12 protein-coding genes are annotated in these 13,490 nt (G+C 43.1%); all 12 read left to right on the top strand.

Annotation, left to right across the window (positions count from 1 at the left end; translation table 11 throughout):
- Positions 1 to 15: 15 nt before the first annotated feature.
- The 12 genes from polA (at position 16) to AC1DIV_RS04335 (ending at position 13,462) form a co-directional block, all read left to right on the top strand.
- Positions 16 to 2,640, top strand: coding sequence for a DNA polymerase I (gene polA, locus AC1DIV_RS04280; RefSeq protein WP_096337892.1), 2,625 nt, complete (start codon positions 16 to 18; stop codon positions 2,638 to 2,640).
- A 19-nt stretch (positions 2,641 to 2,659) separates the two neighbouring features.
- Positions 2,660 to 3,490 carry a DNA-formamidopyrimidine glycosylase gene (gene mutM / locus AC1DIV_RS04285; protein WP_048681155.1) on the top strand — a complete coding sequence of 277 codons (831 nt, stop codon included), beginning with the start codon at positions 2,660 to 2,662 and terminating at the stop codon, positions 3,488 to 3,490.
- Between the two features lie 78 nt (positions 3,491 to 3,568).
- Positions 3,569 to 4,201: a sporulation membrane protein YtaF gene (ytaF, locus tag AC1DIV_RS04290; protein ID WP_034309090.1), complete on the top strand. Its 633-nt coding sequence runs from the start codon at positions 3,569 to 3,571 to the stop codon at positions 4,199 to 4,201.
- 21 nt (positions 4,202 to 4,222) lie between these two features.
- The gene (gene coaE / locus AC1DIV_RS04295; protein WP_477575832.1) at positions 4,223 to 4,822 is read left to right on the top strand and encodes a dephospho-CoA kinase; all 600 of its coding nucleotides are present in this window, start codon (positions 4,223 to 4,225) and stop codon (positions 4,820 to 4,822) included.
- A 158-nt stretch (positions 4,823 to 4,980) separates the two neighbouring features.
- Positions 4,981 to 6,018 carry a glyceraldehyde-3-phosphate dehydrogenase gene (locus AC1DIV_RS04300; protein ID WP_048681161.1) on the top strand — a complete coding sequence of 346 codons (1,038 nt, stop codon included), beginning with the start codon at positions 4,981 to 4,983 and terminating at the stop codon, positions 6,016 to 6,018.
- A gap of 355 nt (positions 6,019 to 6,373) precedes the next feature.
- Positions 6,374 to 6,754 (top strand): adenosylmethionine decarboxylase, encoded by a 381-nt coding sequence (gene speD / locus AC1DIV_RS04305; RefSeq protein WP_034311443.1) that lies wholly within the window; start codon positions 6,374 to 6,376, stop codon positions 6,752 to 6,754.
- Between the two features lie 268 nt (positions 6,755 to 7,022).
- Complete coding sequence (gene nrdR, locus AC1DIV_RS04310) at positions 7,023 to 7,484, top strand: transcriptional regulator NrdR (protein ID WP_034309080.1); 462 nt, start codon at positions 7,023 to 7,025, stop codon at positions 7,482 to 7,484.
- 64 nt (positions 7,485 to 7,548) lie between these two features.
- Positions 7,549 to 8,961 carry a replication initiation and membrane attachment family protein gene (locus AC1DIV_RS04315; RefSeq protein WP_309138933.1) on the top strand — a complete coding sequence of 471 codons (1,413 nt, stop codon included), beginning with the start codon at positions 7,549 to 7,551 and terminating at the stop codon, positions 8,959 to 8,961.
- Positions 8,948 to 9,886 (top strand): primosomal protein DnaI, encoded by a 939-nt coding sequence (gene dnaI / locus AC1DIV_RS04320; RefSeq protein ID WP_048681168.1) that lies wholly within the window; start codon positions 8,948 to 8,950, stop codon positions 9,884 to 9,886. Before AC1DIV_RS04315 ends, dnaI begins: the two co-directional genes overlap by 14 nt.
- Positions 9,887 to 10,007: 121 nt before the next feature.
- Positions 10,008 to 10,868: a sporulation protein YtxC gene (ytxC, locus tag AC1DIV_RS04325; protein ID WP_054400048.1), complete on the top strand. Its 861-nt coding sequence runs from the start codon at positions 10,008 to 10,010 to the stop codon at positions 10,866 to 10,868.
- Positions 10,869 to 11,258: 390 nt separating this feature from the next.
- Positions 11,259 to 13,190, top strand: coding sequence for a threonine--tRNA ligase (thrS, locus tag AC1DIV_RS04330; RefSeq protein ID WP_048681177.1), 1,932 nt, complete (start codon positions 11,259 to 11,261; stop codon positions 13,188 to 13,190).
- A 101-nt stretch (positions 13,191 to 13,291) separates the two neighbouring features.
- Positions 13,292 to 13,462, top strand: a complete 171-nt coding sequence (locus AC1DIV_RS04335) for a hypothetical protein (protein ID WP_153246102.1) — start codon at positions 13,292 to 13,294, stop codon at positions 13,460 to 13,462.
- The last annotated feature ends 28 nt before the right edge of the window (positions 13,463 to 13,490 follow it).

The raw sequence follows: 13,490 nt of genomic DNA on the forward strand, positions 1-13,490 counted from the left end.
TGGAGGAAGACGGATTTGGATAAAAAGCTAGTGCTCATAGATGGAAACAGCATCGCATACCGTGCGTTTTTTGCGCTTCCGCTCTTGAATAATGATAAGGGGGTCCATACGAATTCCGTGTACGGATTCACCATGATGCTCAACCGCATTCTTGAAGAAGAAAAGCCGACGCACATACTTGTGGCATTCGATGCGGGTAAAACGACATTCAGGCATGCATCATTTAAAGAATATAAGGGGGGGCGCCAAAAAACGCCGCCAGAATTATCCGAGCAATTCCCTTTCATTCGGGAGCTGCTTGATTGTTTTCAAATAAAAAGGTATGAACTGGAGAACTACGAAGCCGATGATATTATCGGTACGCTGTCTTTACAAGCGGAAAAAGATGGTTTTGAAGTGAAGGTCATTTCCGGTGATAAGGATTTAACGCAATTATCCTCTCCTAGTACGACAGTTTCCATCACGAAAAAGGGGATTACTGAAATTGAGGAATACACTCCAAAGCATATACATGAAAAATACGGTCTATCCCCTTTGCAAATCATTGATTTGAAAGGGCTGATGGGAGATGCCTCCGACAATATCCCAGGCATTCCGGGTGTTGGTGAAAAGACTGCCCTTAAATTATTGCATCAATTCGAAACGGTTGAAAACCTTCTGCAGTCGATTGATGAGGTAAGCGGACAAAAATTGAAAGAGAAAATTGAAGAACATAAAGACCTGGCCTTATTAAGTAAAGAGCTGGCTACGATAACGAGGGAAGCGCCGCTTGAAGTTTCCGTTAACGAGACCGAGTACACTGGCATGGATCAGGATCGAGTCATCTCATTCTATAAGGAGCTTGGTTTTTCGACTTTGCTCGATAAATTGGATGTAACGGAAAGCGCACCGCTTGAACAGGAGAAGATAGAGGTGCACACTGCTGAAATGACAGAAGGAATGTTTGCGGATGAAAGTGCCTTGTATGTTGAAATTTTAGAAGATAATTATCATCGAGCCGACATAATAGGGATCGCTATCAGTAATGAACAAGGTCATTTTTACTTCAATGGAGAGGATGCTCTGAGTTCCGATGCATTTAAATCCTGGGCAGAGGATGAAACAAAAAAGAAAACGGTTTTCGATGCGAAGCGTACGGTCGTGGCACTGCGTCATCGGGGAGTCGAAATAAAAGGCATCGATTTTGATGTGTTTTTGGCATCCTATATCCTTGATCCGGCAGAGTCAGTGGACGAAGTCGCAGAAATCACGAAAACCCAAGGTACGATCCGGCTTGAAACAGATGATGTTTTTTATGGAAAAGGTGCAAAACGCAAAATACCTGAGGAAGCGGAATTGAGGGAGCATATCGCCAGAAAATCGAAGGCGATCTTTTCTCTGAAAGAACCGATGATAGATAAGCTGCAAGAGTTCGAGCAGTATCACCTATTTACGGAACTGGAGCTGCCATTGTCGATCATCCTGGCAAATATGGAATGGCAGGGAATCAAGGTGGACATAGGCCGACTGAAAAACATGGGACAGGAATTAGCCATTCGCCTAAGAAATATCGAAGCGCGAATTTTCGAATTGGCTGGAGAGGCGTTCAATATCAATTCACCTAAACAGCTTGGGGCCATCCTGTTTGAAAAGTTGGAGCTTCCGGTCATGAAGAAAACCAAAACAGGTTATTCGACTTCAGCCGATGTGCTGGAAAAACTGGAGAGCAAGCATGATATCGTTAAGGAGATACTGCTGTATCGCCAACTTGGTAAGCTGCAATCCACTTACATTGAAGGATTGCTTAAAGTGGTCAATGGCAAAACGGACAAGGTGCACACCCGGTTCAACCAAGCATTGACCCAGACCGGTCGGTTAAGTTCTACAGATCCCAATCTCCAGAATATCCCGATCAGACTGGAAGAAGGAAGGAAAATCAGGCAGGCCTTCATTCCTTCCGAAAAGGATTGGATCATTTTTGCTGCCGACTACTCCCAGATCGAGTTACGTGTCCTGGCGCATATCGCCAATGACAGCGGATTGGTGGAAGCGTTCCAGGCAGGGATGGACATCCATACAAGGACAGCCATGGATGTATTCCATGTATCGGCAGATCAAGTCACTTCGAACATGAGGCGTCATGCCAAAGCGGTCAACTTCGGAATCGTTTATGGTATAAGTGATTACGGACTATCGCAAAGTCTTGGAATCACGAGAAAAGAAGCTGGAGAGTTCATCGAGAAGTATTTACGAAGCTTTCCAGGTGTTCAGGAATATATGGAAGAAAGCATACATGAGGCCCGTCAAAAAGGATATAGCACGACTCTGATGCAAAGAAGGCGATATATACCTGAGATAACAAGCAGGAATTTCAACATCAGGAGTTTTGCCGAACGGACAGCGATGAACACGCCGATTCAAGGCAGTGCCGCTGATATCATCAAGCTTGCCATGATCAACATGAATAAACGCCTGAAAAGGGAAGGGCTCAAAACGAGAATGCTTCTACAGGTGCATGATGAATTGATTTTTGAAACCCCTCCTGAGGAACTCGAAATCCTTAAAGTGATCGTTCCGGAGGAAATGGAGAATGCCATTGAATTGAACGTGCCCCTTAAAGTGGATTATGCTTTCGGGCCAACATGGTTTGATGCCAAATAATAAAAGATAGGTGATTTCAATGCCAGAACTTCCAGAAGTGGAAACAGTCAGAAGAACGCTAGAGCAGCTCGTACTCGGAAAAGAGATCAAGGAAGTGTCCGTTTTCTGGCCAAAGATCATTAAAGCGCCTGAGCCTGTCGAACAGTTTCAGGATGCCTTAAGGGGGCAGACGATTTCTGCAATAGGCCGTCGGGGCAAGTTCCTCATTTTCACCTTGGATGATTATTCGATGGTTTCGCATTTAAGGATGGAAGGGAAATACGGCGTCCATCCAAAAGAAGAGCCGTATGATAAGCATACCCATGTGATCTTCACTTTCACCGATGGCAGTGAACTTCGGTACAGGGATGTCCGGAAATTCGGAACGATGCATCTATTTGCCAAAGGGGAAGAATTTGAACAGTTGCCCCTCTTGCACTTAGGGCCTGAACCGTTGTCCGAAGATTTTACTGTCGAGGGGCTAAGCAGGAAGTTGGCAAGAACCAACAGGAAAATCAAGCCTGTTCTCCTTGATCAAACCGTTGTCGTCGGGATTGGGAATATATATGTGGACGAGTCGTTATTCCGTTCCGGTATCCATCCGGAGAGAATGGCATCTTCACTCTCGTTGCAGGAAATCGAAACGTTGCATGCTGAAATCATTGCGACGTTAGGTGAAGCTGTGGAAAAAGGCGGAAGCACGATTCGTTCATACATTAATTCCCAAGGGCAAATCGGCATGTTTCAGTTGGAACTGAATGTTTATGGACGAAAAGGCGAGAACTGCAAAACATGCGGCACGCCACTTGAAAAACTGGTTGTTGCAGGACGCGGCACACATATTTGCCCGTCATGCCAGCCGTTAAAATAGGTCAGTTTTTTCAAACACATCGGATGGGCTCCTTCCATATACTAGGGTAGCAACGAGTAGGGAAGGAGTAATATTCCGATGTGGCTACAAATTATTTTTCTCGCTTTTGCAGTTAGTATTGACGGATTTGGCGTCGGTTTGACATTCGGTATGCGGAAGATGAAAATCCCCTTAAGGTCAATAGCGGTCATCTCATTTTGTTCTGCATTGAGTTTAGGTATAGCGATGGTCATCGGACAATTCATCAGTCAGCTCATATCTATCGGGGCTGCTGAAAAAACAGGCGGCATCATCCTCATTTTTCTTGGTGCCTGGATGGTATACCAGTATTTTAAGCCTGAAAAAGATTTGAAAGATGATAGATATCATGAAAAGATCATCTTTAATTTTGAAATTAAATCACTTGGGGTAGTCATTAATATTTTACAAAAACCATTGAATGCCGATTTTGATAAATCAGGTACGATTACAGGTGTTGAAGCGCTTGTTCTGGGGTTTGCACTTTCGCTGGATGCGTTCGGGGCCGGAGTTGGAGCGGCTATGATCGGGATTTCACCGATCATCCTCGCAGGGTGCATCGCTGTTATGAGTTCGATTTTCATTTGGAGCGGAATTCAAAGCGGAAAATTGCTTTCGAATAATAAAGTTGTCCAGCATTTGACCTTTCTTCCAGGGGTACTATTGATTATCATCGGTTTATTCAAGTTATGATAAGGGTAAAAGGGGGAGCTTATGGGACAAATCATCGGAATCACCGGAGGCATTGCCAGTGGGAAAAGCACCGTCAGCCTCTATTTACAGGAACTCGGATTCACGATTGTCGATGCAGATCTGGCTTCCCGTGCTGTCGTTGAGCCAGGTGAAGAAGCCTATCACCAAGTTGTGAAGGCATTTGGAGAAGATATCTTATTGACGGATGGGAATATAGATCGCGTAAAGCTCGGGTCGATCATATTTAATGATCAAGAAAAGAGATTGCTATTGAATGGCATCGTGCATCCTGCCGTCAGGAATTGGATGCGGCTGAAAACGAAAGCGGCACTATCATCAGGAGAAGAAACGGTGTTCATGGATATTCCGCTCCTATTCGAAAGCAAGCTGACATTCATGGTGGATAAAACGCTTTTGATCTATGTGGATGAGCAAGTTCAATTGGAGCGATTAATGAACAGGAATGGTCTTTCGGAGACGGAGGCACTTGCCAGGATCAATTCGCAAATGCCCTTGGCCGATAAAAAGGCCTTAGCGGATGCCGTCATCGATAATAATGGTGACATTAATGAAACGAAGCGGCAAGTGAAGGCCATACTTAGTGAATGGTATGTCATATAATCATGATAAAAAGAAGAAACCACCCGGTTTCTTCTTTTTATGTTGAAAAAATAAGAACAATCCGCATTTTTATTAGCACAATTCCTTTGAATTATGTTATACTAATTACATGTGAAAGGTAATAAGTATAACACTAATATTTCTGGAGGGTCCGAACAATGAATTCAAGAATAGCGATTAACGGATTTGGGAGAATTGGAAGAATGGTTTTCCGAAAAGCCATATTAGACGAGAGTTTGGACATTGTTGCCATAAATGCAAGCTATCCAGCTGAAACTTTAGCACACTTACTAAAATATGATACGATACATGGTAAATTCGACGGTATCATTATAGCTGAAGATGATTCACTAGTAGTGAATGGCCGCCGAGTAAAACTAATAAATAACCGCGATCCAAAGCTATTGCCTTGGAAAGAGATGAACATAGATATTGTAATTGAAGCCACTGGCAAATTCAATGATCGTTCTAAAGCGGCTCTTCATTTAGACGCAGGAGCAAAAAGAGTTATATTATCAGCCCCGGGTAAAAATGAAGACGTTACCATTGTAATGGGAGTGAATCAGGAGGTGCTGGAAATTGACAAGCATTTCGTCATATCCAATGCATCTTGTACAACGAACTGCCTTGGACCAGTTGCAAAAGTGCTTGATGAAAAATTCGGCATAGACAACGGTTTAATGACAACGATACATTCTTATACAAATGATCAAAATAATATCGATAACCCGCACAAAGACTTGAGACGTGCCCGTGCCGCTGCGGAAAGCATGATTCCTACGACTACAGGAGCTGCAAAAGCCATCTCACTAGTGTTGCCGCAATTAAAAGGCAAGCTTCATGGAATGGCGATACGCGTACCGACACCAAACGTATCTTTAGTCGATCTTGTTGTGGATTTAAACCGTGATGTCACGATTGAAGAAGTGAACCAAGCCTTCATCGATGCTTCAGAAAATGAACTCAAAGGAATCATGGAATTCACGATGGAACCTTTAGTTTCCAGTGATTTCAAAACGAATCCACACTCTGCAATCATCGATGGATTGACGACGATGATGATCGGGGACAGGAAAGTGAAGGTCCTTGCTTGGTATGATAATGAGTGGGGTTACTCCAACCGTGTAGTGGACCTTGTAAAATTGGTTGGCTCCGAGTTGAAAAAAATGTCCGAAGTCGAATTATCAGTAAAATAAAATGAAAAACCCGAGCCTGCTAAAATTTTTTAGCGGGCTATTTTTCATGCAGTGATCAATGAATTCCCGCCTGCTTTATGCTGCTGAATAAACCGAAGACGGAATTTGGTCCACATGGGAACCTTCGCTATATCCCCATTACATATAAAGTTTATCTTTCCAAAAATTAAATTTGGAGTTGCAAAAAAAATTCAAACCATATATACTATGAATCGTGAACTTCTTCAAAACGGTTTGCATGATGGCTACTTAAAGGGTTAGGACCTCTTTGGACTAACTTTCCCCCGTGGTAGTTATCAGAACTTATTTTTAAATCATGGTAAGGGGGAAGCTTAATATGGAAACAGCTTACACTATGGAAACAATGGGTAGACATGTCATTTCTGAACTTTGGGGTTGTGACTTTGAAAAACTGAACAATATCGATTTAATTGAAAAGATTTTTGTTGACGCTGCTTTGAAATCAGGTGCAGAGGTACGAGAAGTTGCCTTTCACAAATTTGCTCCACAAGGAGTCAGCGGGGTTGTCATCATTTCTGAATCACACTTAACGATTCACAGTTTTCCAGAACACGGCTATGCGAGCATTGATGTCTATACATGCGGTAACTTGGATCCGAATATTGCGGCAGATTATATTGCAGAAGCTTTGAATGCGCAAACACGTGAAAACATAGAATTACCACGTGGATTAGGTCCTGTACAAATGAAAAAAGCCAATATAAGTGCCCTATAAAAAAATGTATACACAGAGATGCCATGGGTGCATCTCTTTTTTAATGCAATGAATCGGCAGTCTGCTTCACTTTATTGGAGAGGATTGCCTTGTAGCACAATGCCCTTGGCAACGGTGCTTCAACGGCAGAACAAAAAGTGCCTGCTGCCGGAAGTTACACTTTTTACTTGTACTGTCCGTTCCTTTTAATATAAGATTAAGATAGAGAAGTAATTCCTTGGGGAACATTTAGATAGGGGATCCTACATAAAATACGGAGCTGATAATGATGAAATGCCCATCATGTCAATATAACGGAACAAGAGTGCTCGATTCCAGGCCAGTCGATGAAAGTAAATCGATTCGACGACGCCGTGAATGTGAGGCATGTGGTTTTCGATTCACGACATTTGAAAAGGTGGAGGAAACACCGCTTATTGTAGTGAAAAAGGGCGGGACACGTGAAGAGTTCAGTCGTGATAAAATCCTGCGTGGCTTAATCAGGGCTTGCGAAAAACGTCCGGTTCCCTTGAAAGAACTAGAGCAAATTACCAGTTATGTAGAAAAAGAACTACGCAACCAGGGCATATCGGAAGTGAAAAGCGACAGTGTCGGCGAAATGGTAATGGACAAGCTGGCAGAAGTCGATGAGGTTGCCTATGTAAGGTTCGCATCCGTCTATCGACAATTTAAAGATATCAATGTCTTTATTGATGAACTGAAAGATTTAATAAATAAAGAAAGAAAGTAGAGCTGAAGATTCACTTTGGCTCTTTTTTCACTACATCTTTTGAAAGGTTTGAATGGAGATGTCAATGCATTGGCAAGAATTGCTCCCAGCTGATTCATATTTGGTCTCATCTGCGGGGCTGCTTCATGATTATGATCGGAAAATACTTACCCGACTATATCAACCTCTTATTGGACCTATCTGCATTAGCCTATATATGACGTTATGGAGTGAGTTGGAGGAAAACAGGCTATGGTCGGAAACCTCCTCGCATTATCAATTAATGAATACCATCGGCCTTAAGTTAGGTGATATTTACGAAGCACGCCTTTTACTTGAAGGAATCGGCCTGTTGAATGTATATAAGAAATCGAAAAATGAAACGAAGGAATTCATTTATGAGTTAAACCCGCCGCTTTCACCTCAGCAGTTTTTCACGGATGGAATGCTGAATATTTACTTATACAAAAAAATCGGTAAAGCTCAATTCAACCGGTTAAAGAGATTCTTTTGTGATGACCATATCTTAACCGATCAATATGAAGGTGTGACTAAATCTTTTGCGGAAGTATTCTCATCAGATCATTTGGACTCTTTATATGTAACGGATGAAGCGAAAAACGAATGGAAACCGGTGCCTGAACAGCAATACATCGATCGGGCGGAAGGCGTTGAGCCATCGGGGTTTGATGACTTATTCGATTTTGACCTTTTATTTGCCGGGATGAAATCCTCGATCGTGCCGAAAAAGGCTTTTACTCCGAAAATAAAAAGTACGATTGCCAAACTCGCTTTTTTATATGGCATTGATCCGCTGGAAATGCAAAAACTAGTAATGGATGCCGTTTCATTGGATGATGAGATTGATGAGGAATTGCTTAGAAAGGCGGCAAGGGATTGGTACCAGATCGAACGGCAGGCCGATATGCCTTCCCTTGTCAATCGGGTGCAGCCAATTCGTGAACGGACACAAAAAGAAGAACCGAAAACAAAGGAACAAGAGTTAATCCGTCATTTGGAGACGATTTCCCCGAGGGAGCGGCTAATGCAATTGTCTGGCGGTGCAGAGCCGTCAAGCGGTGATTTGAAAGTGGTTGAGGGCGTGATGATCAATCAAAAGCTGAATCCGGGTGTCGTCAATGTCTTGATTGAATATGTCATGCTCAAAACGGATATGAAGTTCACGAAGGGTTATGTGGAAAAGCTGGCAGGCCATTGGGCACGGCTAAAGGTCTCAACAGTCGTCGAGGCGATGGAACTGGCCAAAAATGAACATAGGAAATATCAGGACTGGGCTCAAGGAAGCAGGAATGCTGCGAAGGGCAGCCGGAAAAAGGCGATACGGGAAGAAGTGGTTCCTGAGTGGCTTGAGAAAAAAGAAGAAGCACAGCAGGAGCAGAATGCGGATCAGCCTGAATTGGATGCCCAAAAACGCGAACTTCTGGAGAAATGGAAGCTGTGGAAAGCGGGAGGTGAAATGAACGATGGAAAAGATTAATAGGTCCCTTAATAAATTGGCCAATACAAATCAATTTCAACAGCGTTATGAAAAGCTGAAACAGGAGATTTTTGAAAACGAACAAGTGCGGTTATTCATGAATGCCAACAGCTCGACGGTCACGAAGGAAATGATTGATAAAAACTTGGGGAAGCTTTATGAGTTCACTTCACAGAGCAATAAGTGTGATAAATGTCCGAGCTTGGATGGCTGCATCAATATGATGCAAGGGTATTATCCTAAGTTGGTGGTTCAAGGAAAAGCCCTGAACCTGCATTATGAAGTCTGCCCGAGGAAATTGGCAGAGGATGAAAAGCGGAAACGGGAAAAGCTGATCCGCAGCCTGTATGTACCGAAGGATATTTTAAAGGCGAGCATTGAAGATTTTACCCAAACGGATAATGAAAACAAACGCTTGTCTGTCCTAAGTAAAGCGATGTCGTTCATTATGGAATATGAGCCGGGTAAAAGGCAAAAAGGCTTGTATATATATGGGAAATTCGGTGTTGGGAAAACGTACTTATTAGGTGCGATCGCCAATGAACTTGCAAAAAGGCAAATTTCCTCCCTTATAGTCTATGTACCTGACTATTTGAGGGAACTTAAGGGATCGATAGGTGATAATACAGTCAATGAAAAAATTGAAATGGTGAAAACGGCACCTATCCTCATGCTTGATGATATTGGAGCGGAATCCATGACGAGCTGGGGACGCGATGAGGTTTTTGGTCCGATTTTGCAATTTAGGATGCTGGAAAACCTGCCGACGTTTTTCACTTCGAATTTTGACTTGAATGGCCTGGAGAACCACCTGACCTTTTCACAGCGCGGTGAGAAAGAAGAAGTGAAGGCGGCCCGGGTACTGGAAAGAATTCAATATTTAGCTGAGCCGGTCAAGCTTGATGGCGTGAATCGGAGAAGATGAAGAAAAGTGGTCTCTTAATGGAGGTCACTTTTTTCTTCTTACAAGCCCCATCCTACTTCTAAACACGTCCACATCCCCATATACATGAAAAAAGAAGCAAGGGGGAAGGGGGGATGTCGTAGTGCAAATTTTGTTTCAAAACGATTCAGAGGCATTGAAATTACTGAATTTCGTTTCTGTCCATCCACTGGGGGCAGAATTTCAAGCATATATTCGATTTATTCCTCAACAAGGCATGCATGTGGATATGACGGAATCTTCAGGTGATGAATGGCTAATTCTGCTTCGTGATGCATTCCATTCTTTTTTATTGGAAGAAAAGACGCTTCCTGTTCTGGAGCAAATAATAGTCGGTAAATTTTTTTATAGGGAACGGGAAGAAATTGAAGCCATCATTGAAATTGCATCATCCATCATCGAGGCGGAAAGAGCCAGGAATCAAGATGAAGCATTCAGTACGGAGAAACGATTGATTGAGGAAGGACTTCAAAGCATTTTGGCTGGAAAGGTATCTTTTTCATTCGATTCTTTTACGACCTTCCGTTTAAAATCGTTTCAGCACACTTTGGAAAAGTATGTCGTCAAGGCGATTGATGAATATAAGCTGGAACAGGACTATCAAAATTTCATTGCTACGCTCCGGGATTGCCTTCAAGGGCAGGAGTCGAAATTAAGAAAGCTTCACCTGGTCAACCGGGATGGTTTTCACTTCTATGATCAGAAATTCAGCAAACTCGACCGTCCAAAAATCAATAGTATGATCGACAGGAGGCTTCTTGCCAAAAGCTCTCTTTTTCTCGATACGGTGATACTTGCCCCGCTTTTATCGATTGCTCCTGAAAACTTGTGCATCTATACCGATGACAAGGAAGAGGGGCTCATCCAGACCATTTCAAGGATTTTCGAAGAACGGGCGACTATCTTGCCACTTTCGTCATTTTCTATGCAGTTGAATGAACTTTCGTGGAAAAAAGAAAATTAACCTTGATTTTCACCGTATAACAAATTATAATTTCCTACATACTATTAAAAAACTAAAAGTTATGATGAGGACAAGGGTATTCTAGTCGCCGATTATCAGAGAGGGAAGCCAACAGGCTGTAAGCTTCCTATTCGCATGGAACACTTACCACCTTTAAACTTCGGCTCGGAAAGCAGGCATTCTGCGAATATGAGCTGACGGGAAGCTGCCGTTACCAAGTTACAAGTGCCATTTTGCCGTGAAAAGCAAGCTGGAACGAGGGTGGAACCGCGGGTTAATGATATTTATTACTAAGCTCGTCCCTGTTTTATACAGGGGCGGGCTTTTTTGTGTTGTAATGGAATCAAAAACCTGTAATTTGTTCGAACAAATAAGAAGGAGTGAAACTGAATGTCAGAACTACTAAAAATATCTTTTCCTGACGGAGCGGTCAAGGAGTTTGCTAAAGGCACAACAACTGAAGACATCGCTGCATCCATCAGTCCTGGTTTAAGGAAAAAATCCATTGCCGGAAAATTCAATGGTGAATTATATGATTTAAAACGTCCGATTGAACAAGATGGTACAATCGAAATCGTCACACAGGACGCAGCGGATGCTCTTGAAGTATTGCGTCACAGTACAGCGCACTTGATGGCACAAGCGATCAAACGTTTGTACAAAAACGCTAAATTCGGCGTAGGGCCAGTCATTGAGGGCGGCTTTTACTATGATATGGATCTGGAGGAATCATTGACTCCCGAAGACCTTCCATTGATTGAAAAAGAAATGAAGAAAATCGTCAACGAAAACTTGGCAATCTCCCGCATCGAAGTGAGTCGTGATGAAGCGATTTCCCGTTTTAAAGAAATCGGCGACGAGTATAAATTGGAGTTGATCGATGCGATTCCTGCCGATCAGCAGGTAACACTTTATGAGCAAGGGGAATTCTTTGACCTTTGTCGTGGAATTCATGTTCCTTCAACTGGGAAAATCAAAGAATTCAAGCTATTGAGCATCGCTGGAGCATACTGGAGAGGCGATAGCAAAAACAAAATGCTTCAACGCATTTACGGTACGGCTTTCTATAAAAAAGAAGATTTGGCCGAACACCTGCGTCTCCTTGAGGAAGCCAAGGAACGTGACCATCGTAAAATCGGCAAAGAATTGAACTTGTTCATGAGCTCACAGAAAGTGGGGCAAGGGCTGCCGATGTGGTTGCCAAAAGGCGCGACAATTCGCCGTACAATCGAAAGATATATCGTCGATAAGGAAGAACGTTTAGGCTATGACCATGTCTACACACCTGTAATGGGAAGCGTGGACCTTTATAAAACATCCGGACACTGGGATCATTACCAGGACGGCATGTTCCCGGTCATGGAGATGGAAAACGAACAGCTTGTACTGCGTCCGATGAACTGTCCGCATCACATGATGGTCTATAAAAACAGCATCCACAGCTACCGCGAACTGCCAATCCGGATTGCCGAGCTGGGCTTGATGCACCGCTATGAAATGTCAGGTGCCCTTTCAGGCCTTCAGCGTGTACGTGGGATGACATTGAATGATGCGCACATTTTCGTCCGCCCCGACCAAATCAAAGAAGAATTCAAGCGCGTTGTGAACCTTGTTCTGGAAGTATATAAAGATTTCGATATCAAGGATTATTCATTCCGTCTGTCTTATCGTGATCCTCAGGATACAGAAAAATACTTCGATGATGATGACATGTGGGAAAAAGCGCAAAGCATGTTAAAAGGCGCCATGGATGAGCTTGGTCTTGATTACTTTGAAGCGGAAGGTGAAGCGGCATTCTACGGTCCTAAGCTTGATGTTCAGGTGCGTACTGCCTTAGGGAAGGATGAAACGCTTTCCACTGTTCAGCTTGATTTCTTGCTTCCTGAACGTTTTGATCTTAATTATGTCGGTGAGGACGGCAAGCAGCACCGTCCGGTTGTTATCCACCGCGGCGTCGTTTCCACAATGGAACGTTTTGTCGCTTACTTGATTGAAGAATACAAGGGGGCATTCCCGACTTGGCTTGCACCTATCCAAGCACAAGTGATCCCGGTCTCACCTGAAGTGCACTTGGATTATGCGAAAGAAGTACAGGAAAAACTTAAAGCGCAAGGCATTCGTGTCGACCTGGATACACGTGACGAGAAAATCGGTTACAAAATCCGTGAAGCGCAAATGCAAAAAATCCCGTATATGCTGGTCGTTGGAGATAATGAAGCCAAAGAAGGCAGCGTGAATGTACGTAAATACGGTGAACAAAAATCCGAAACGATCGCTTTTGAAGATTTCGTTTCAGCGATTAAGGCGGAAGTGAGCCGTTAACAGCAAAAAGAGGGGCACATATAGTTGTGTCCCTCTTTTTAATTATGGCATGATGAAATCATCATGTGAAAATATGTACAGCAATGAAAAGGAGGGGCAGCATGAAAAAGAAATTTACTTATCTATTCGGACCGACATTCCTTGTCATCATCATCTTATTGTTATTGGATGGTTATCGACAATATGCCATCGTCCCGGTCCTGTTTTTTTGGATAGCGCTATTTTCTTGGGACGCCATTGAGAAAAAGAAAAAGGCGAAAGAAGACTCTTAACTTTGGATGGCTTTGGCCAGTATGGACT

Source organism: Peribacillus sp. 05N428 (assembly GCF_056397085.1).